Origin of the sequence: Anaerohalosphaera lusitana (genome assembly GCF_002007645.1) — a bacterium.
GTDB lineage: Bacteria > Planctomycetota > Phycisphaerae > Sedimentisphaerales > Anaerohalosphaeraceae > Anaerohalosphaera > Anaerohalosphaera lusitana.
Genome location: NZ_CP019791.1, coordinates 2,956,666 through 2,978,679 on the forward strand (window position 1 = coordinate 2,956,666; position 22,014 = coordinate 2,978,679).

The window sequence follows — 22,014 nt, forward strand, 5'->3', positions numbered from 1 at the left end:
CCCAGCCTGCGCCCGCATGTACAAACTACCTTTGAAACGCAAGTTTAGAAAACCGGTGCGGCCCAAAAGACCGCACCGACATGATTTCTACAGGGACCAGCCCTGCCTGTACTCACGCTTGACCCAGGCGTTAGCTTCTTCATTGTTCGTGATCTTCATTGCATCAGCATCCCAGTTCAGACGCTGATCCGGATTGAGCACTGCAATATTACCCAGCAGAACCATCTCAGTGAACGGCCCGGCATACTCGAAGTTCGAAACTGCAGGCTTACCGCCCTTGCAAGCATCGATCCAGTTCTGCTCATGACTGCCCTCAACACGCTCGAGAGTCCGCTCAGGTCTGTCATAGGCCCGCATCTTCGTCTCAGGTATAATACGAGGACCGCCGCCGTAAGTGCCGCTCATGATCTTACCCTTGTCGCCCACAAATATCGTGCCGCTGTCAGGCATCCGTCGGCCGGGCTCAAGGTCTTCGGGACGCTCAGGCATGATCCCGCCGTCATACCAGTGCAACTTAACCGGAGGCATTGATCCGCGTGCCGGGAATGTATAATGCACAACCGAAGCAGCAGGATATGTCCCCGACCGATCATCGATCTTCCATTCTCCTGTCGGATCCTTGCTCACCGACGCGATCACACTCGAAGGCTTGGTAAGATCCAACGCATAAACCGCAGCATCCATGATATGACAACCCATATCACCAAGCGATCCGCAGCCGTAATCGATCCAGCCGCGCCAGTTAAACGGAGCATACGCACTGTTGTACTCACGCATCCGCGACGGACCGACCCAAAGATCCCAGTCCATAGTAGACGGAACTTCTTGCGCCTCAGCAGGTTTAACAATTCCCTGCGGCCAGATCGGTCGATTCGTCCAGCAATGAACCTCACGCACCGGCCCGATCGCACCGTCATGGATCCACTCATGGATCAGACGACATCCTTCACCCGAATGCCCCTGGTTACCCATCTGCGTAGCAACCTTGTACTTCCGAGCCGCCTCAGTCAACACACGAGCTTCATTCACGGTATAAGTCAGCGGCTTCTGCACATAAACATGCTTGCCCGCCTGCATAGCCGCCATCGCAGCAACTGCATGCGTATGATCAGGCGTCGCTATAAGAACCGCATCGATATCCTTCTGCTTTTCCAGCATCACACGGAAATCCTTATAACGCTTCGCATCCGGAAACCTCTCATAGCTCCCCGCTGCCCGCTTGTCATCAACGTCACACAAAGCAACTATATTCTCACCCGACATGGCCCGCAGATTGCCGGCCCCCATCCCGCCGGCACCTATAGCCGCAATATTGAGCTTCTCGCTCGGCGGTGTCTGACCGTTCGCTCCGATCACATAACTCGGAACGACCGTAAATGCAGCCGCTGCCGCTGCCGCTGAACCCATAAACTGTCTGCGTGAAATTCCGTCCTTGCTCTTAGAACCATGTCCTGCCATAATTCACCTCAATTTTTTCAAGTTATTGTGAATCGAAACCTTGCTCTCAACCCACAGAATATCCATCATTCAAACACAAAATCCATCTCATGTATTGACCAGTAATACGAACCCGAAGAACCCGTCTGCACTATCTTCAAGTATCTGACCGGCTGATCCGTATCCAACTCTATCTCTACAACCGGCTTACTTGCCTCACCCGTTGCAACAGACTCACCCCACTCACTCTTATCCTTGGAAGCATAAACCTCGTATCCCCTCGGATAATCATTCGCCGAACCCTTCGCGTCAAGCTTGATCTGCTTGACATTCATCGCATACCCCAGATCAATCATAAACCAGTCGCCGGGCTTCATCGGCCTGCCCGTATCCCAACGTGTACCCGGATCGTCGTCAAACGCATTGCCGACCTTGCCCGAATTCCGCGATGCCTCAGCCTCGATCACATTCTTAGCCAAAGCTTCCCTTATCTTTTTCACTGCGATCTTCGCCTCTTCGCCAACAGCCTCATCACCCGCAAGCGACTCCGCCAGCTCCAACGCCGCAGGCGACTTGACCCCGCCAAGCACACCCAAAGCATACTTCTTCTCAGCAGGTCTTTCAGCAGCTTCAATTGCTTTCTCAAGCATTTCAGCCGCCCCGGTTTTCACGTGCTTTGCAAGATTCACATAACCCCGGATCGCCATCGACCGCGTCCTCGCCGACTCACTGGTTCTCGCGACCTCCAGAAGATCATCCGCAGGGCTCGTGCTCGGCCAGCCCGAAAGCGCCTTGACTGCCCCCGAAACCATTCTGTCATCATCTGACCTGAGCGCCTCCCTGATGTAAGGCAGTGCTGCGTCATTGCCGATCTTACCCATTATCGCCAAAATCGACTGAGCCGACCTCGGATCGCTGGCGTCTTGCATCCCCCCAGCCAGCGCCTTAACCGCTCTCTTCTCGGCATCCGCATCTTTTTGCGACCTTGCCAGTACCGCAACTCCCGCGGCCCTGCTCCGCCGCGAGCTGTCCGCATTTATCATAATTTCGACCAGCTCATCGAAATCGCCCCCACCCACGCTCCGCATCGCCTTCAACGCAGCCAGCGAAACATCCTGAACATCCGATTTCGCAAGCTCCAGCAGCTCACCCTGCGCAGACTCTATCTTTCTCTGCTCTATCGCACCGATCAGTTCGACCCTGACGTCTGCCCCTGTCTCATCGGACACTGCCAGCTCAGCTATCTTATCATTCACCCCTGCTTCGTTGAGCCGGTACAGGCTCTCCCTCGCAACCTCACCCACATTCCCCGCATCCTCCGCTGCCGTCTCAGCAAGCATCTTAACATGCTCCGACCCGCCAAGACTTCCCAACGCTTCGACCGCGGCAACCCTCACCTCCATGTCCTCGGACCCAGCCGCAGCAGTAATCGCCTCCGCCGCAGTTCTCTCGCCCATATCCTGCAATACACCGATCAACTGAACCTTGATGTCATCATTCAATCCCCCAAGCTCCGCCGCAAGACTTGCCGCGACATCTCCGCTCTCAGCCAGTCGAACCAGCCCGATCGCCGCACTCTTCATCTCTTCATCATCACCCTGCAACAGGTCTACAACCTGCTCAACTCCGTACTCCGGCGCCGCCTCGATTAGTCCGCTCAGACCAGCCACCCTCTGCGAAAGCGACCAATCCGACTTGAACACATTGACGTAAATGAATACCGCCCCATCCTTGTCACCTTTTGCCGCGAGCCCGTCTGCGCATTGCAGCAGTGCCGTAACAAACACTTCCTGCAGCTCCGCATCTCCGCTAAACTCATCCTTTTGCTCTTGCAGTACCTTAAGCGCATCCCGGTTACCGATACGTCCGATTGCTATCAACGCAGCCGCCTGAACCTTCTGATCCGAAGATCCCAGCTTCGCAGCAACCGAAGACAATGCCCCCTCGATCCCGCGCCTGCCGATCGTAGTGATCAATCCGACAGCCTGATCACCGCTCGCACCCTCAAGCTCACCGACCAGCACCTTATCCACAGACTCACCCGGGATCCGCTCCAACGCATACCGAGCCACATCGCCAAGCTCATCATCATCCAGAAGACCCGCCAGAACCCCCGCAGAATCTTCTGTACCGTAAACACTAAGCTTCTCACATACAACTTTCTTACCCGCTGCACTCGCTTCGGACTTCAAAAACTCGCCCAGCTCCTTCTGCACTTCCCCGCTCATCACAGCCGCCTCAGGCAGCCCAGCAAGGAAACTGTCCAACTGATACACAACTGCCCTGCTCTGACCGTACTCATACTCGCCAACCTCGGCAAGTATAGCTTCAAGCCGCTCGAAATCTACCAGCGAAAGCGGATCAAACGCAACAGGCGTCGTATCAGCCTCCAGATCCCCCATCGCAAACTGAACACCCGCCAGCAGATGCTCCATTATCTCAGCGTTCCAGTAAATATGAGCATTGTGCCCGAAACCGCAATAGTACACCCGACCGTCACCATAGGACCGTATCCACGAAACGGGTATATCCACATCGCTCGGCCGTATCCCCCCTGCACTGCCTGTCACATTATCCGTCAGATCAAGCCGCACCAGCACCCTGCAGTTCTCCCGCAGCCCCATCTGCTTCGTACGGTATATCTCATCCTTATCCTTAAACTTGACATTTTCAAACGCTGCCGTCAGCGGACTCCCCGTATCCTCCACCTCAAAAGCCCACGTCCCTCCTGCCGTCCACGGGTGCCCATCAAACACGCCTCCCATCATCCTCGCTGCCTCGTCCCACTCATAGAAATTGTCCGTCGCCGCATGGATCCCCACAACCCCCTTGCCCGACTTCACAAAATTCATCAAACTCTTTTTCAGCCCAGGCTCCTCATCAAAAGTAAGTTTCGTCGTGTTATTGAAACAAACCGCATCAAACTGCTCCAGCGTCTCGGGCCGAAACACCTTCATGTCATTGCTCACCACGATCGAAAACGCACCCGTCTTCTCCGCCATCAGCTCCAGCGACTTCGTTGCATATGGGATCGAACCATGTACATATCCCTTGCACTTCGTAAACACCAAAAGCTTCCGCCCCTCTTTCGCCTTCACGACAGGCTCATCCGGCATCGCCTCGCGCATCTTCTCGATCTGTTCCGCAGTCGGCGCCGCCACCGAAACACCAGCCAGAACCACCGACAACCCCAGACATATCAAAGCTATTCTCATGTGCATCGATCTCATAAACTGCACCTCTCTTCAAAGTTAAACGTTCACCCGCACCCTCAACCTACGCAATGTGCCACGGACTCCTGAACGGCCTCGAAAGATACCGATTAGCCTGCTCATCATCCACAAACCGTTCCGTATCCGGGTTCCACCTCAGCTTCCGCCTCGTCAGCATCGCGATCTCGCCCAGCAGCCCAACACTGATCGACCGATGCGCAACCTCTACAGGCGTAATGGTCTCCTTGCCGCTCCGCACGCAATCCAGGAAATTGCCCACGTGGTCATTACTGTCATAAAGCTGTATCTCGTTCGGCAGTATGCTCTCTCGCAGCACCTCCGGCTTCTCGGCCCACAAACCGCCTCTGTTAACATGGATCCAGCCCTTTTCACCATACCAGACAACGCCCTGCCCCCTCGGCTGCTGCGACCTGTTCGCGACCACCATCTCCACGCCGTTCTTATACTTGCACCTGAACTTGTACGCGATCGGCACATCATAAAGCCCGTCCTTCGGATAAACACCTCGCCCCTCTATCTCCACAGGCCCCGTCCGATCCAGCCCAAGCCCCCAATGCGCGATATCCACATGGTGCCCCGCCCAGTCGGTCAACTGACCGCCGGAATAATCCATGATCCAACGCCAGTCCCAGTGACAGCTCCCCCGCCCGAAATCCTGATAGGGCCTCTTCGGAGCCGGCCCGAGCCACATATCCCAGTCAAGCGCATCAGGCACATCAAGCAAAGACTTCGTACCCGTCGCCTTTCCGTCCGGCAGACCAACTTCGACATACTTCACATCGCCGATCTTCCCGTTGATCACCAGCTCACACGCCCTGCGGAAATGCTGCTGCGACCGCTGCCAGCTCCCCGTCTGCCAGACGACGTTGTGCTCCTTGACCGCGTCGCATATCTGCCTGCCTTCCCAGATCGTACGTGCCAGCGGCTTCTGACCGTGAATATGCAGGCCCTTTCTCGCACACGCCACCGAGATAATACTGTGCCAATGGTCCGGCAGTGCATGAAACACAGCATCAAGATCGTCACGCTCCAATATCTCGCGGTAATCCCGCGTCGTCGCACAACCCTTGTTGCCGTACTTCTTATCGACAAGCCCCTTCGCACGATTGGCAAACCTGTCATCGACGTCACACACCGCAACAACCTGCACGTTGCTCCTGCTCAGAAAGTTCCGCAGATCCCCCGTTCCCATGCTGCCGACACCGATACCGCCGACAACTATCCGCTCACTCGGAGCCGCGGCCCAGGCCTTACCCATCGCCGTCGCCGGCACGAAATGCGGAAATGCGATCGCCGCCGCACCCGCAGCACCCGCTCTTTTTAAAAACGCCCGCCTGTTAAGCCCGGAACCTTTGCTCATGCCAGAACTCCCTTATTAAACCCTACTTTTCGTCAAACGCAGCATCAAAAGCAACGCCTGAAGGCTTGAAATCGACATTCTTCACGAAATCACAAGCCTCCTGGGCCCCATGCAGCCGATCCATACCCGAATCTTCCCACTCGACCGAAAGCGGCCCTTCATAACCTATGACGTTTAAGGCACGGATTATTTCCTCAAAATCTACTCCGCCGTGACCAAGTGACCGGAAATCCCAGCCGCGCATCGGCTGACCGAAGTTCAAATGGCTCGCCAGGATACCCGTCCGACCGTCCAACTGCAGCGCAGCATCCTTCATATGTACGTGGTAAATACGGTCCGGGAATTCCTGTATAAACTTCACCGGATCGACCATCTGCCAGTGCAGATGACTCGGATCGAAATTGAAACCAAATGCCTCACGATTGCCAACAGCCTCAAGCGCCCTCTTAGCCGTCAAAATATCAAAAGCGATCTCCGTCGGATGCACCTCAAGCGCGAATTTCACCCCGCACTCGTCAAACACGTCCAGGATCGGATTCCATATCTCCGCGAAATATTTAAACCCGTCATCGATCATCTGATCCGACACAGGCGGAAAACTGTACAGCATATGCCATATAGGCGACCCGGTAAAACCATTCACCACATCCAGCCCGAGATTCTTCGCCGTCCGCGCCGAATTCTTCATCGCCTCGATCGCCCACTCGCGTTTCTTATCCGCATCACCAGCACAATCCGCCGGCGCAAACCCGTCCGACCTGCTGTCATCGTTCGGATCACACGTCAACTGCCCCGCCAGATGATTACTGATCGCAAACAGCTTCAGTCCGTACTTATCCAGTATCGCACGCTGCTTCTTGCAATAGTCCATATCTTCCGCCGCCTTGAAAACGTCCATATGGTCGCCCCAGCAAGCCAGCTCGAGCCCGTCATAACCAAAGCCCGCCATCGTCTTCGCAAGTTCTTCCAGCGGCATATCCGCCCACTGTCCCGTAAACATAGTAACTGGTCTAGCCATTGTAATCTCCTTTCAAAATCCCGAATAAAAAGCAGAAAGCTATTTCTTCATAGCCGTCCACTTCTGATCACTCTTTGCACTTTCCATAACCGTCTCGATAAAGCTCATGCCCCGCACGCCGTCGCCGACCTTCGGGAAGTCCGAAACCAGAGCATCAGCTTCCTGGCCTTCAAGCTTCGCCCAGATAGTATCAGCGAAATTGCAGTAGACGTTCGCCATCGCCTCGATAAACGCCTCAGGATGCCCGGGCGGTATTCGACAGCCTCTCGCAGCCGCCGCACTCACTTCCTCAACATAAGGATTGCCTCGCCGCCATACCTGCATCGGCCCTTCATTGTCCTTCAGATACAGAGCGTTCGGCTCCTCCTGGTGCCACTCGATCGTCTTGTTCTCACCATGCACCCAGATCGACAGCCCGTTCTCCTGACCCGTCGCGATCTGCGTCGCATGCAGTATCCCCTTCACCCCATCTTCGAACCGCAGCAGACAGTTCACATCATCATCCACTGGTCTGCCTGGCACAAAGCTGGTAATATCCGCACAAATATTCTCTATCTTCAGCCCGGTAATATACTCCGCCAGATTCTCCGCATGCGTCGCGATATCACCCAGACACCCGGCACCGCTCTGCTTCGGATCCGTCCGCCATGTAGCCTGCTGCAGTCCCGTATCCTCCAGCTTCGTCGCAAGCCAGCCCTGAATATACCGGACCACAACCTTGCGAACCTTGCCGAAGTCACCGCCCGCAACCAGATCACGCGCCAGCTTCACCATCGGATAACCGGTATAGTTATGCATCAGCCCGAACACGACACCATGCTTCTCAACAAGCTTCTCAAGCTCTTTCGCTTCATCAAGCGTGATCGTCATGGGCTTTTCACACATCACGTTAAAGCCCGCCTCGATAAAGTCTTTCGCGATTGGAAAGTGAAGATTGTTCGGAACGCAAATAGAAACGAAATCGATCCGCTCACCCTCGGGCCGCGCCATCTCTCCCTTGATCATGTCCTGGTAAGTGTCATACGCTCGCCCCGGATCCAGACAGAGCTGCTCACCCATCTGGCGTGATTTTGCGGGATCGACATCAAACGCCCCCGCCGCGATCTCGATCTTTCCGTCAAGTCTCGCCGCCTTACGGTGCACATCGCCGATAAACGCGTCCGGGCCGCCGCCGACCATTCCCATCTTGAGTGTTCTCTCGAATGCCATTATGAACAGTCTCCTTTCTATATGGGTAGCAAAATTCTGTGCTTGAACTCTAATGCCGTATCTGGTACAAGTCTACTAAAATTCGCCAGTGGTAGATTTTAAACTTTTCGCCAGGCAAGGAGCAAAAACATGAAAAGGACCTCCAAACCTCAACCCGCAATTTTTTACGATGTAAACGGTACACATCGCGCCGACACCTGCGAACCTCTGCGAAACGCCAAGGCCCGGGGCGACCTCTACCACGCCGCTTTCGCACATGGTACCTATCCCGGACAAAGAATGCCAGTAAAAATGCTCCCGGAACTTTGTGTCGCCTGCGTCTGGGACGCTAAAGAAGACCAGAATTGGGGCCTTCCAAAACACCGCAACGAAGGCATTGAACTGGGCTATCTGACTCGCGGAACTCTCGATTTCACCGTCGACGACCAGCATTATGAGCTCAAAGCAGGCGATTTCACCGTCACCCGCCCCTGGCAGCCCCATACCGTCGGAAACCCCAACGTAGCCGCCAGCCGAATGCACTGGCTGATTTTGGACGTCGGTGTACGTCGCCCCAACGACCCCTGGCAATGGCCCGACTGGATCAACTTCTCCGAGCACGATCTCGCAGGCCTGACCAAACTGCTCAGCTTCAACGAACAGCCCGTATGGCGTGGTAACAAACAGATCGAAAAATGCTTCGAAAAAATTGCTCACCACGTCAGCTCGGACAGCCCGGAAGACGTACAGACCCGCCTCATGCTCTACATTAACGAGCTTTTCCTCGAAGCCTACGAAATGCTCAAAACAAAACAAATAAAACTGGACGTAAAGCTCGGCAGTACTCAGCGAAGCGTCGAAATGTTCCTCTCGGGCCTCAGCGAACACCTCGATTACCCCTGGACACTCGAAAGCATGGCCGAACACTGCAACCTCGGCAGAAGCAGATTCGCACACTACTGCAAACGCATCACAAACATGACCGCAGCCGACTACCTCGCACACTGCCGCGTCGAAAAATCCAAAGAACTGCTCGCCAACGCCCCCGATGCATCCGTCACCGACATAGCCTTCTCCTGCGGCTTCGAATCCAGCCAGTATTTCGCAACAGTCTTCAAAAAGAAGACCGGCATATCACCCACACAGTACCGAAAAGTCGAAACCGAACAACAGCAAAAGTCCGCCTGACCGCGCAGGTACCTCAGCCGACTTCCTCACCAAGCAGCAGCCGCAAAACTGCGTTCGCCTGGTGATGCGCAGCGATCCCAACCCTCGGCGACATCAGCCCCACACCGAGCCCCGCCCCCGTCTCCATGTCCCCAACCAGGTAAAGATTCTTACCCAGCTTTCGCGTAACCACCGTATTCGACCGCTCGAACCCAGCAACACCCGCAGCCATCACCAAAGGCGTATCCGAAAACGCCCCCGTAAAACTCTCACACAGCATCGCCTTCTGATCCGCCCCGTCAAACGCCTCACACATCACGTCAACCCCGCCGAACACCTCCGCAACGTTCCCTGCCTCGATACGCCCCTGATGACTGATCACCTTCACATAAGGATTGATCCGCTCGATATTCTCCCGCGTCGCCTCCGTCTTCGTCATCCCGATCTGATCAACAAAATACTGCTGCCTGTTCAGATTGCTAGGCTCGACAACATCAAAATCCGCAACGACCAGCCGCCCGACTCCAACACGCGCCAGCGCTATCGCTATCGCCGACCCCAATCCCCCAAGCCCTGCGATCCCGACCGTCGCCGCCTTCACCCTCTCATGCACGCCCGGCGTATGACGCGCAACCATCAGCCCCTCCAGCTCCCTCCGCCCCGGCAGCTCACCACGCTTGATAAGCACAACCCGGTCCCCCTCCCGCAGCTCGACATCACCCGAAACCGCAAACCCGTTCACGATTACAACATCAGCATCGAGCTTGAACTGCTCACGAACCTGCTGCACCGAAATACGATCCACAACCTCAAACTGCTTTTCATTCACATATATATGCACAGATATTACCCATCCGTCAACAAATAAGACATACTCAACCAGCCGAACCGTCTCCGGCCGCACACGCCACCTATACCCCATTTACCCCCAAATATCAAGGATAGCTCAAACAGCACAACCACCACCCCAAACAAAAAGCTTTTTCACGCAGCATCCCCAAATGAATGACACACGCTTAATATCGCACTAACCAGCCGCATAATTTCACAGTTCGCCGAGAATGGACCCTCAAAAAAGTTCGTCGGAGGCGCGGCTGTTAAATTCTGCGGCGGCCACCGCACCAATCGCATGAACACCCTTAACATTGTCATTGCGAAGAGCGAAGCGACGTGGCAATCCTATGAACCGGAGCCTGTCAACAGATTCTCGCAAACATTTCTAAACATTTTTGTATCCATTCATAAATACAGAGTATTTTCCCCTGTGTGCCCCTTCACGACAGCCATGGGGCCGCAGGGGAAAATACGGCGGGACGTATTTCGGGTTGGCTGCCCACGCTCCTATTCGTGCTCATCACGAAGACGGCACATCAAATTGCCTGCGGTAAAGAGGCCCTATTCTCTCAGACGCGATACCAAGAGGTTCGCATCGCCACGTACAGGGTCCTCTAAATTCATCCCGCCAACCTTCAATACATCCTAAGCCGATTTTCTCATATCAAAACCGCAAGACCGGCCGACAAGCTCCTCATTAAAAAGCTCACCATTGACCAGCATCGCGCGCATTATACTCAACAGTTTACGAGCCACTGCAACTGCGGCGATCTTGCCGCGACCCTTCTGCCCGTTCATTACCTTCTCATAAAACGCCTTCAGCGCAGGACTCTTCCTGATAGCCTGCCAGGCACTTTCAACCAGCAGCCAGCGGACAACGCTGGGACCCTGTTTGCTGATATGCCCGAGTCGACGAGTAGAGCCGCTCTCATCAAGCTTAGGCGTCAAACCAAAATAAGCACAGTACTGTTTCGTTCGTCTGAACCTGCGTATGTCGTCAGTATAAGCCAGAATTGCTTCAGCAGTGCGTGGCCCAACACCAGGCACACTCATCAGCAGCTTACCGCCACTCTGGCCTGCCAGATACCTGTCAAGGTAGTTCGTAACCCGCTTGAGCTGCGACTCTAGCATATTCAATTCCTCAAGCATATCCGCAAGACTCATCCGCCAAAGCTGTTCAGCATCAGCTTCAAAGCACGCAAGACCGCGCATCCATAAACGATTGGCCGACTTCCACCAGCTTCCAGACTCCACGGGCCGACTGAAGCCGTTGGCCTTTATGATCGCCCGTATGCGATTTTTGACCTGACAGACCCTGCTGACCATCTTCCTGCGGTGCTGGATCGTCACCCGCCATTGACGGACTTCCAGCCTGGGCATATGCACCTTCGGCACCTCGTCAATGCTGAGCAGAACCGCCTGCTTGCGGGCATCTATCCGGTCGTTCTTCTTGCTCGTGCGGTATATCCAGGTCATCCGTGTCGGATTCGAGACAGTCACATCCTCGACATGTCCTCTGAGCTGATCGTGCAGATATCCTGCCTGACCGCTGATCTCGAAGGTAAGATGCAGCCGATCACCCCTGCTGCCTTGCTGTTTGAGAAACTGCTTCATCTTCTCAGGATCCGTCTCAAAGGTCGAGAAACAATCTTTTTGCCTTTTTGAACCACGCATGCCACTGTTTTCTTGCTGTCGATGTCAAATCCGATATACTTGTCCATAGGAGCCTCCTGTATATAAGGTTATTGTGGCGTCCACGAGACGACCACGCGAAAATCGTAGGGCCAACAAACCCGATTATAACCAATGCACGGAGGCTCCGGTTTCATAATTTATCTCAAACGTCACATAAAAGTTTGCCCAATCAAGACAAGCAACCCCCGCCCTTCATCATCACCAGCCGCAAAAAAAAGGGCACCAGCCAACCGACCGATGCCCTCATAAATACAAATCTTATCGCCTGCCTCAGACAGAATGTCCCGTCCGCAGCGCAAGCTCCTCCATCGCCTGCCTCTGTATATCCTTACCGTAAAGCCCAGCCGCATCCACAGCATATACCTGAAGCGCCCTGCTGTCGATCTCACCCCGCGCACCAACACGCAGCAGCTCATTGAACGACAGCTTGCGCATCACCACATCATTCTCATCACTCCCCGCCGTAGACTCGACCACGCCCAGCATAAAATCAACGCTCAGCAGATCCATACCGCTCTCAGTATCACGTCCACCCGCATTCGAACCGCCCTGCGATTCCTGCCCACCATTCCCGGCAAACCTGTTCGGCTCAACATTACCAGCATCATTCACGCGTACAGGCTCATTCTTCGTTACCATATCCATATCAATTTCCCCTGATTCAAACTCATCTCTCTGTTCAGCTTCAACACCCTCATCCGCGATCATAACCGCGGTACCTCCCTGCGCCTCAGATTCCGCCCCGCGCTCCCTCGGCACCATCGGCCTCTGCGGCGTCGAAACCCGGGCCGCACGAACACCGCCCGTCTCTTCAGTCTCATCACGGCAACTCTTGCCCGTCCCGACACCCTGATCGGGCTCGGTAACCTTACCCATGTTCCGACCGATCTTCTTCCAGTCGATATCCCACTTTCCTTTAGATTTTCCCATTACGATCCCCTGAAACGCAGGCACAAATACATACAAAAATGTCCGATCTCATCCCCTCATCCACACCTGCCTGTATCGACACCACCCGCCGAAACCCTTGAATAAACCGACTAAAAAAGTCCACGTCCCATAATCGCCCCCGCAATCTCCCCAAACACCGACCACCAGCCATCCGCCAAACCTGCCCCGAAGCCCCATTTACCACACACCCCAGCCGCATGCCTCCAATGCTGTCATTGCGAGCGGCGAAGCCGCGTGGCAATCTCAAACGTACAAAAAAGTTTGCCCGCTCAACACACACAGCCCAGCTCCATAATACACCACTCGCACAAAAAAACCAAAACCACCCGAAAAAGAAAAAGGTTGTTCCCCCTCCACCAATCCGTTATAATCCCCAAAGCTCTTTATAAAATCCATAACATCCGTCCAAACTCCACGGAACCACCACAACCCGCTACTACTACAACGACAACTGGCAGGTGCTCATGGAATACACCGTCGACTCCGGCACAGAAAGCGAATCGGCAAGCTACATCTACGGCAACTACATTGACGAGGCCCTGCTGATGGCCGATGCGAACGGCGACTGGACACACGCCTACATCCACAACCACCTTTACAGCCCCGTCGCAATGATCGACTGGACCAATGGCGCCATCGCCGAACGCTGCGAATACAGCGTCTACGGCACCGCGACCGTCCGTCTGCCCGGCCCCGACAACACATATTACGCTCTCCCGGACGACGACATCATCCAGGACGAGCCAGAAACCGCAAATCCGTACTTGTACACAGGCCGACGCCTCGATATATTGGACAGCGGCTCTTTGAAATTACAATATAGCCGCCACCGCTACTACGACGCCCAAACCGGCCGATTCCTGCAGAAAGACCCGGCAGGTTATGTGGATGGATTGAATGCATATGAGTATGTCAGAAGTTATCCAATCCTTGCTGCTGACCCTACTGGGCTATTTGTCCCCCCCATCATCATCCTTCCGCCAGGGTTTGAGCCACCAGAAATTCCCCGTCAAGAACAATACACATATAAGATGATGGCAGTAGATGCCTTAAGAGCCTTTGATAAGTATCATAACACAACAGAATACTATTCTACTACTGGCTTTAGCGGTTTGATTGACACTTTGGAGAACACGTTAGGGTGGGTACGGACAGTGAAATACACAGATAAAGATTTCTTGTATTATCAACGGTCAAGGAGGCGGCTTGGCGTTACCTGGCAACTCGAAGATTTTATGGGGAAAAGGCTTATATACCAAAAACGTTATGGCGAAATGCTTATTCATGAGTTAGTGCATGCTTATTTGCACCAAAATGGCAAATACCAAGGCAATTATCTGGGGGACGATTATTATAATGAGCGGTTAGCATATGCAACGCAGTACTTAGCGGAAGGTCTGTCGCAGTTTCACAAAGTGGATACTTTAGTGAAGGAAATTCTTAATGGTGAAAGGCAGTGGGATCAAAATACCAAAAAAAAATTAAGGCTATATTGGAATAATTCATGGAGAAACATGAATCGAATTGCAACCGAGTCTAGGGGGTATCTTAATCGAGAATACCATGACGAATGGGAAGAGATGAGTGGGATTGATGATGGCGGTTTTTTAATTGGTCCTGCAGGGGTAAACAAAGTTAAAAATGAATTTGGAATCACCATAAGTTGTCGCGCCATAGCTGGTAAATATAACAAATTAGTAAACGGTAAACTTACATGTGTTGAATTTGTATGCCGGAGTCCTTTATATAGCGACGATATTGGCGTTACTGGGAAACTAGAAAATGTGTTCAGGTGATATATGAAAAACAATGATATTCTTTTAGTTGTGACCATAATTCTGGCAATAGTTTTTCTTTCGTGGTTCTTTATAAGAGAACATGCTGAAATAGATGCGCGCATTGGTAATACAATGAAAGGGCTGACAAGGGAACGCTTGGCCTCTTTTGAGTTTAATGCAGGATTGCGTTGGAATCAAAAGTGCCCGCCCGAAACGTTAGTACAAATGGTTTCTTGTTTTAAGGAAGAATATGATGGGCAAGAGGGTCTGGGTTATGGTTTGGGGATAGATATTGAGAAGATGAGAGTTCTTGACTATTGGAAGCAGCCCGTTCGTCTTAAAATAATCTCTCGTTATTGTTATCAACTTGTGAGTCCGGGACCAAATCAAACATATGAGAATGGGACCGGTGATGATATTGTGCATTCGTTTAACCCATACGAGTGGGACTCTTTAAAATTAAATTGTGGTACATCACAGCAGAATTAACGATGGCGTATCAGAAATTAAACTGGATAGGGGTTAATGCATGAAGTCTCTGGCGTGCGGTGCAAATAAGTGCGTCACGAAGACGCGGGAGGTGTCGAATGTAGAAACTGAACGTGTCATGCTCCACAGGTGATGGAGGATTTTGGCCGTGCGGTGCAAATAACTATCGGTGGTTAAATTCTTGCTCTTTCGTAAGTTAAGAACGGAAATTACGTCTGTAACTGACAGCGCAGGCAGGTTAAATAAAAAGGGTCAGACACTTTAATATATTCATAAGTGCTTTATTAACAAGGGCTTATCTGTCTCGCACACCTTAACCCACGTCAGCGGCCCCATGGTTGAAACCCACCTGCACACCCCAAACGATCAATCCCTGGATGAATAACATCCACCACCAAGAACGACCAACCCCGACCATTTCCCGCACCCACCAGCCGCATAATATTAATGAAAAATGTTCGCCGAGAATGGACCCAACGGAAAGTTCGTCGGAGGCGGTGCTGTTAAATTCTGCGGCGGCCCGACCACCAAACAACTCACCAACACAGCCGAACGGAAAAAGGCCCCCCCGAAAGACAAATCTGAGCTTTGAAACAGTTTCTCGACTCTGCCCCGGCCCAACCGAATGCTGAAAACATTATCGAAAGATATTTCCAATTCTTGAACCAGCTTCTACCTACCGCCCCCGCCTCATCGTCAACACCGTCATCTCAGGCCTGCACCAGTGCCTCACCGGTATCCCCGAAACACCCACACCCCGCGACGTATACCCAGCCATCTCGCCATCTCTCCACGCTCCCCGCAGCATCCCCCGCCTCACCGTCGCACCCCGCACCAGCATAACCCCGCCCGGCAGACACACCTGCCCGCCATGCGTATGCCCCGCAAGAAACAGCGAATACCCCCGCTTCGCCGCCTCGCGCCACCCCTCCGGCGTATGGCATACCATCACCTTGAACGCCCCCTCCTCGATCCCCTCATCCGCCATATCAAAATCATGCGCCCCGAAATAATGATAATCATCCACCCCCGCAACCCATATCGCCTCACCGCCCCGCTCGACACGCACACTCTCGTTCAAAAGCATCTCAACCCCGCACTCCGCCAGCACCTCCCCCATACTGTACCTGTCATGGTTACCCATAACACCAACCACCCGCGACCGCTCCGCCAGCACACCCCCCACCTGCCGCATCAGCCCCTTCGCCTCGTCACACTCCTCATGATGATCGAAACTGTAATCCCCGCCCAGCACACACAGATCGTATTCTACCTTCCCCGCCGCCTCCAGCACGATCTCCGCCAGCTCAGGCAGCCCGTCAATATGAAAATCGCTCAAAAACAGCACCCGATACCCGTCAAACGCCCCCGGCAGATTATCGAACTCGAACTCAACCTCCACAACCTGCACCTCCATCGCATGCCTTCTGCCGAACCCCTCCGTACCGCTCATCTTCAGCATCCCGTACAGCACCTTTTGCAGCCTCGGCATATTCTCAAAGTGCCACCTCCCGATCCGCCCGCGCACCACCGCATGCTCGACCCCTTCCGTCTCAACAAGACGCCTCTGCTCACTTATCTTACGCAACTAAAACGTCCTCTCAGGCCATACCGCACGACAGTTCATAATAATTCGTCCCTCCTCCTATCTCTCATGCATGTTCCCAAATAACAAAACGACCCTTAATCAACCCGCGGGATCCCCTCATCCCTCAAGCACCTGTCCAGATACTTCGCATCCCCCACATACTTATCCAGCTCCCGCCAGAACCTCGCACTGTGATTCTTCACCCGCGTATGCACCAGTTCATGCAGCAGCACATAGTCGATCAATTCCTGCCTCAGCCGTACCAGGTTCACGTTCAGATTAATATTGTTCTTCCCGCTGCAGCTCCCCCACCGCGTCTTCTGGTTCCGCACGAATACCCGATTATAACTGAATCTGTACATCCCCGCCAGCTTCGCAAGCCTCCCAACCAGCACACGCCTCGCCTCCGCCCTGTCTATCACAGGCAGCTCCGCAACCGCCGCCCTCTGCTCCGCCTCAACCCTCGCCATCTTCGCACAGCTCTTCGCCGCCCACGATCTGTGCTCCTCGAAAAACCGCACCGCCGCCGCAAAAGAAACCCGCCACGGCACCGTCACACGCACACCCTTGAAAGGACGCACCGATATCGAAAGCCGTCTCGCCCGCCTGTGCTTCGCGAACAGCACCTCCCCCAACCCCTCATATTCAATTCTCCGCTCGGGATTCTTAGCCATAAACAAAAAACCAACCTGAAACCACACTAATCCTTCCACACATCACACCGCCCCTCTTATAATTCTCACCGCACCATTCTTCCAGCAAAAACTCCACCGTTCAAGCCCATATTCCACCCCAAAACAACACCAGACCTCCGCCCCAATCCCACCAATTTGGACCCTCAGAGAATAAACCCTTGCTTTTGAAACAGTTTTCCCCTATAATAAGGCTGTAATCGGAGGTACATTAAGGAAGGAGTTTGCAATGCAGGTAAATCTTGTACTGTTCAAAAAGAACGGCGAGAAAAAGACTTTCCCACTCCCAAGCACAGCCACCATCATCGGTCGGCGACAGGATTGCGACCTGTGCATCCCCCTCATGATGGTCTCCCGACGCCACTGCCAGCTCTACATCGAAGACGACAAACTCATGGTCCGCGACCTCGGCTCCAAGAACGGCACTTTATTGAACAACGAAGAGATCGACGACGAAACCCAGGTCAACCCCGGCGACAACCTCAAAATTGGCCCCGTCACCTTCATCGCACAGATCAACGGCGAGCCCACGCAGATAGAATCGCCCGCAAAACCCCAAACAAAAGCAGAATCCGATCAGAAGGCCAAAAAACACGCCGAGGATTTCGCAGGCGCCGACGAAATGGCCGCTACCGCCAACCACCACAGCAGTGATGACCTTGCCGACCTCGACGATTTGGACGATCTCGATGACGACCTCATCGAAGACGATGACGACGACTTAAGCGCCGAGCTCGAAAAAGAACTCAGCGAAAACTAGCCAAAAAAACCGTTCAGCCGAAAATATCATCAAGCGTAAGCATATTCAGCGAGCACCATTCTGTCATAGAATCCCTAGCCGCACAATTTCACAGTTCGCCGAGAATGGACCCAACGGATAGTACGTCGGAGGCGCGGCTGTTAAATTTTGCGGCGGCCTAACTGAATGTTTTCCTTCATTCCTTCATGTACTAAAAAAACAGCGCAACCGCCTTATATGCATTGTGATTAATTCTCATGCTTAATCCATTCAGTATTGCATATTGAGCAGAACATTTCTGAGGTTATATTGTTCCATGCAACTGTTCCTGCGTTGAATATTTCCTCATAATTTTTGTAAATGCGGTTGCTCAAGTAGTGACTCTTCATATAGGCCCAAAGACGTTCTATCGGATTCAATTCCGGACTGTATGCAGGCAGGTGAAGCAGGCTGATATTCTTCGGCACAACCAACTGTTTAGCGATATGCCAACCAGCCTGATCAAGAACCAGAACCACATGTACATCTTTGCCTGCCTCCTCGCTTATAAATCTCAGGTGGTGATTCATATAATCAGTGTTAACAGTCGGAGTAATCACAGCCGACGATTTGCCATTGACAGGATTGACAGCTCCAAAAATATATACCCAATCATACTCGGTCTGCTTTACTGCTGTAGGCCTGGATCCTTTTGGAGCCCAAACATCGGTCAGTGTTCCTTGCTGGCCTATTCGCACTTCGTCCTGGAACCAGATCTCAATTTTCTTTTCGGGGTTTTCTGTTCGGACTTTTTGGACAAAAAGGGGGCTTGCTCCAACCACTGCTGCATTTTTTCCGGATCGTTCTTTCGGTGCTTAGGCCTTGGTTTTAGACATGAAAGCCCCAATCTATGCATTAGATCATAGACGCCGAAGAGCGAATATTTTACGCCAAATTCTCTTTCAAGAATCCGTCTTATGTCTCTGCCGCGCAGCACACATACACCACCGTCTGAATCGGTTGGTCCATCTTGAATTCGCTTGATCAACTCAGGCTCTTTTTTGCGTGGCAGTTTTGTAGGCCTGCCGCTTTGACGTTTTGGTGCGATAGCCTCAATGCCGCCATCACGGTAGAAATAACACCATCGCTGAACGAAGTTTTTGCTGCGATCAAGTTTTGTCATGATCGCTTTTGTTTGCCATCCCTCCAATGCCAGGGCTACCACCCGATATCGATCTCGCTGCTTTGCATTGGTTTCAATCTGAGCTTTTTCTTTTAACTTTTGCAGGTCACCGTACTTGATCTCACTGATGTGCATGCCATATTTCCTTTCATTTTTTAGGAATTATGACACATCATTAGCGATGGCGCAAGTCTAAAACCGTGGCGCGCGAAAAAATTTCACAATGCGTATTACGACTCCTCAGTAATCTTCTCCAGCATTCCGCCCTTGCACCTTGTCTTCATAGCCAAACCAAGCTATAATCCCTTCTTTGCAGCATATTTCAACACTGCCCATTTGTAATACAAAAAACAGGAAAGCTACACAGTGCCCAAAATAATCGACATAATCCACAAAGACGACGAACTGCTCATCATCAACAAGCCCGCCGGCTTCTCCGTCACAAAGGACCGCACCGGCAAACCCGACATCGTCGCCCTCCTCCGCAAACAGCTCGGCCCCGACGAAACTATCCTCCTAGTCCACCGCATCGACAAACCGACCTCCGGCATCATGCTCATCGCCCGAACAAAGGACGCCCAGCGCAAATACGCCGGCTGCTTCGCAAAACGCAAGATCGAAAAGACCTACCTCGCCATCGTCTCAGGCGTAGTCCCCGACGACACAGGCACCATAAAACGCCCCATCGCCCCCAGCAAAAAACAGCCCGGCACAGTCTACGTCAGCCCCCGACGCGGCAAACAGGCAGTTACCGAATACCGTCTCCTCGCCGATTTCGGCCTCGCCGCCCTCGTCGCTGCAAACCCCATCACGGGCCGTACCCACCAGATACGCATCCACTTCGCCGACATTGGCTGCCCCCTCGCGATCGACCCCCTCTACGGCTCATCAAACCCCCTCCTGCTCTCCGACTTCAAACCCAAATACCGCCTCCCCGAAGGCAAAACCGAACGCCCCCTCATCGAAACCCTCACCCTCCACGCATACCAGATCACCCTCCCAGCCGACGAAACACACACCAAACCACGTAAATTTACCGCGCCCCTGCCCAAAAAATTCAACGCCGCCATCAAAATGCTCACAAAACACAACCCCGCAGGCCCCGACGCCTTCCTGAATTACTCAGACTTCGAACGCATCACAAATTCCGACCCCATATAACCCATAACTCGCCCCATACACTCGGATTGCCCCAAAAACATCTTAACCGCACTCCACATTAGGGTGCATCAAAAAAAGGTGGCGCGAACATTTTGGATATGGTATAACTTAGAGAAAAGGTTATTTTTCGAGGTATATCATGTCACAGCAGGATTGGATTGAAGAAGCGGTTGCCGAATTTCGCAAGGGTTGCCAGGAGCTCCACGACGAGCTCGATTCCGCGGCTAATGGGACGTTGCTGGATGTCAGCGATGATCAGATCGTCAGAACGCTTGAGCCTTTACTCAAGGATGTGCAGCGAAAGGCTATCCAGACGGCATTGGAAAAATCCCAGACTGATTCGGACTACCGGCGTTGCGGCAAGTGTAAAAAAAAATGAGACACAAGGGCAGCAAATCCTACGAGTTCATCACCAAGCGTGGCAATATAAGTCTTACCGGCACTTATTATCATTGCAGTTGCGGCAGCAGCAAGCCGATCAGCAATCTTGTCAGCAGCGGCCGCAAATACAGCCGGATCGCCAACGAGCTGGTATTGCGTCATACGGCAAGTGGCCCTTATAAAGAGGTTAGCCGATTTTTGCGTCAAGACTTCAGTATTCATATATCTCACGAATCGCTGAGAAGGCGGATATTGGCGGTTTCAGGCTCTATCAGACAAAACCGTGATTGCAGCAGCGACGACCGGAAGTGGGACGAAATTGCCGGCAGTAAGCTGTATGGCTATGCCGACGGAGTGTTGATAAACGTACGTCGTGAAGGGTGGAAGGAAGTCAAACTTCTGCGTTACGAGGATGACGCCTGTAGTAAGGTCAGCCATCGTGCTGTGCTCGGTCCGATCAAGCAGTTCGGCTCTCTTGCCCGTCGTGAGGCGATTCGGATTGGAGCATCGAAAGCCAAAGACATGACGTTTTTAATGGACGGTGCGGAAGGTTTTCACAGGCATATAAAAAGCAATCTTCCTAATGCAAAACAAGTAGTTGATTACTGGCACTGCTGTCAGCACATTGGCGAGTGTGCCAGTTTGCTTTACGGTGAAAATTCGAAGAGGAGCAATCGCTGGCGAAGCAAATACTGTCATGTACTTCGAGATAAGGGGCCCAAAAAACTGATCAGGAGCTTGCGAATCAGCAAAAGCCGGGTTGCGAGCAGCGAAGACGCCGAGGCCTTGTCGAAGCTGATCAACTTCCTGTCTCGGCGGATTGAGCGGATCGACTATCCGAAATTGCTGGCTATGGGGCTTCGCGTGGACAGCGGACCGATAGAAAGTTCATGCAAAACCGTTGTGCAGGCCCGCCTGAAGAGCTCAGGGATGCGGTGGAGCCGACAAGGAGCATCCGCTATGCTGGAAGTCAGAACCGCACTGCACAGCGATTTATGGGAATATGCTATAAAAGACTGTGCCTAAATATTGTGATGCACCCCCACATTAACCCGATAACATTTTTACTTGCCTCTCAGCAGGCCATCCTGTAGAGTCTAACATTCTTTAGGATGCGACAGTAAATCATGTAAACCGCTTC

General features: G+C 52.9%; 19 protein-coding genes. 7 read left to right on the forward strand and 12 right to left on the reverse strand.

Going from position 1 to position 22,014, the window contains the following annotated elements:
* Positions 1-87 precede the first annotated feature (87 nt).
* The 5 genes from STSP2_RS11880 to STSP2_RS11900 all read right to left on the reverse strand — a co-directional run bounded on the left by STSP2_RS11880 (position 88) and on the right by STSP2_RS11900 (position 8,257).
* Positions 88-1,458: a Gfo/Idh/MocA family protein gene (locus STSP2_RS11880; protein WP_146662951.1), complete on the reverse strand. Its 1,371-nt coding sequence runs from the start codon at positions 1,456-1,458 to the stop codon at positions 88-90.
* Between the two features lie 65 nt (positions 1,459-1,523).
* Complete coding sequence (locus STSP2_RS11885) at positions 1,524-4,667, reverse strand: ThuA domain-containing protein (protein ID WP_146662953.1); 3,144 nt, start codon at positions 4,665-4,667, stop codon at positions 1,524-1,526.
* A gap of 46 nt (positions 4,668-4,713) precedes the next feature.
* Positions 4,714-6,030, reverse strand: coding sequence for a Gfo/Idh/MocA family protein (locus STSP2_RS11890; RefSeq protein WP_146662955.1), 1,317 nt, complete (start codon positions 6,028-6,030; stop codon positions 4,714-4,716).
* A gap of 22 nt (positions 6,031-6,052) precedes the next feature.
* Positions 6,053-7,048, reverse strand: a complete 996-nt coding sequence (locus tag STSP2_RS11895; RefSeq protein WP_146662957.1) for a sugar phosphate isomerase/epimerase family protein — start codon at positions 7,046-7,048, stop codon at positions 6,053-6,055.
* Positions 7,049-7,087: 39 nt separating this feature from the next.
* The gene (locus tag STSP2_RS11900) at positions 7,088-8,257 is read right to left on the reverse strand and encodes a Gfo/Idh/MocA family protein (protein ID WP_146662959.1); all 1,170 of its coding nucleotides are present in this window, start codon (positions 8,255-8,257) and stop codon (positions 7,088-7,090) included.
* 129 nt (positions 8,258-8,386) lie between these two features.
* On the opposite strand from STSP2_RS11900, the gene STSP2_RS11905 reads away from it, so the two are divergent.
* A complete protein-coding gene (locus STSP2_RS11905) occupies positions 8,387-9,424 on the forward strand; it encodes a helix-turn-helix domain-containing protein (protein WP_146662960.1) in 1,038 nt (345 codons plus the stop codon).
* Positions 9,425-9,437: 13 nt separating this feature from the next.
* Here the strand turns inward: STSP2_RS11905 and thiF are convergent, their stop codons facing one another.
* From thiF to STSP2_RS11920, 3 genes are all read right to left on the reverse strand, one after another.
* Positions 9,438-10,325: a sulfur carrier protein ThiS adenylyltransferase ThiF gene (gene thiF, locus STSP2_RS11910; RefSeq protein ID WP_205847887.1), complete on the reverse strand. Its 888-nt coding sequence runs from the start codon at positions 10,323-10,325 to the stop codon at positions 9,438-9,440.
* Between the two features lie 557 nt (positions 10,326-10,882).
* Positions 10,883-11,911 (reverse strand): IS110 family RNA-guided transposase, encoded by a 1,029-nt coding sequence (locus STSP2_RS11915; protein WP_146662962.1) that lies wholly within the window; start codon positions 11,909-11,911, stop codon positions 10,883-10,885.
* A gap of 291 nt (positions 11,912-12,202) precedes the next feature.
* The gene (locus STSP2_RS11920) at positions 12,203-12,862 is read right to left on the reverse strand and encodes a hypothetical protein (RefSeq protein ID WP_146662964.1); all 660 of its coding nucleotides are present in this window, start codon (positions 12,860-12,862) and stop codon (positions 12,203-12,205) included.
* 485 nt (positions 12,863-13,347) lie between these two features.
* On the opposite strand from STSP2_RS11920, the gene STSP2_RS11925 reads away from it, so the two are divergent.
* Positions 13,348-14,679: an RHS repeat-associated core domain-containing protein gene (locus STSP2_RS11925; protein ID WP_146662966.1), complete on the forward strand. Its 1,332-nt coding sequence runs from the start codon at positions 13,348-13,350 to the stop codon at positions 14,677-14,679.
* Positions 14,680-14,682: 3 nt separating this feature from the next.
* Complete coding sequence (locus STSP2_RS11930) at positions 14,683-15,150, forward strand: hypothetical protein (protein ID WP_146662968.1); 468 nt, start codon at positions 14,683-14,685, stop codon at positions 15,148-15,150.
* A gap of 676 nt (positions 15,151-15,826) precedes the next feature.
* Here the strand turns inward: STSP2_RS11930 and STSP2_RS11935 are convergent.
* Positions 15,827-16,738 (reverse strand): metallophosphoesterase, encoded by a 912-nt coding sequence (locus STSP2_RS11935; protein ID WP_146662970.1) that lies wholly within the window; start codon positions 16,736-16,738, stop codon positions 15,827-15,829.
* 95 nt (positions 16,739-16,833) lie between these two features.
* Positions 16,834-17,412: a M48 family metallopeptidase gene (locus STSP2_RS11940; protein WP_146662972.1), complete on the reverse strand. Its 579-nt coding sequence runs from the start codon at positions 17,410-17,412 to the stop codon at positions 16,834-16,836.
* A 247-nt stretch (positions 17,413-17,659) separates the two neighbouring features.
* On the opposite strand from STSP2_RS11940, the gene STSP2_RS11945 reads away from it, so the two are divergent.
* Positions 17,660-18,190 (forward strand): FHA domain-containing protein, encoded by a 531-nt coding sequence (locus STSP2_RS11945; protein WP_146662974.1) that lies wholly within the window; start codon positions 17,660-17,662, stop codon positions 18,188-18,190.
* Positions 18,191-18,417: 227 nt separating this feature from the next.
* On the opposite strand, the gene STSP2_RS11950 is transcribed toward STSP2_RS11945, so the two are convergent.
* Entirely contained in the window at positions 18,418-18,990 is a 573-nt protein-coding gene (locus STSP2_RS11950; RefSeq protein ID WP_146662976.1) for an IS630 family transposase, read from the reverse strand.
* Positions 18,897-19,466, reverse strand: a complete 570-nt coding sequence (locus STSP2_RS11955) for a winged helix-turn-helix domain-containing protein (RefSeq protein ID WP_146658894.1) — start codon at positions 19,464-19,466, stop codon at positions 18,897-18,899. The genes STSP2_RS11950 and STSP2_RS11955 overlap by 94 nt, the downstream gene beginning before the upstream one ends.
* Positions 19,467-19,697: 231 nt before the next feature.
* On the opposite strand from STSP2_RS11955, the gene STSP2_RS11960 reads away from it, so the two are divergent.
* The 3 genes from STSP2_RS11960 (at position 19,698) to STSP2_RS11970 (ending at position 21,899) form a co-directional block, all read left to right on the forward strand.
* Positions 19,698-20,492, forward strand: coding sequence for an RluA family pseudouridine synthase (locus STSP2_RS11960; protein WP_146662978.1), 795 nt, complete (start codon positions 19,698-19,700; stop codon positions 20,490-20,492).
* A gap of 139 nt (positions 20,493-20,631) precedes the next feature.
* Positions 20,632-20,871 carry a hypothetical protein gene (locus tag STSP2_RS11965; RefSeq protein WP_146659667.1) on the forward strand — a complete coding sequence of 80 codons (240 nt, stop codon included), beginning with the start codon at positions 20,632-20,634 and terminating at the stop codon, positions 20,869-20,871.
* Complete coding sequence (locus STSP2_RS11970) at positions 20,868-21,899, forward strand: transposase (protein ID WP_146659665.1); 1,032 nt, start codon at positions 20,868-20,870, stop codon at positions 21,897-21,899. Before STSP2_RS11965 ends, STSP2_RS11970 begins: the two co-directional genes overlap by 4 nt.
* The last annotated feature ends 115 nt before the right edge of the window (positions 21,900-22,014 follow it).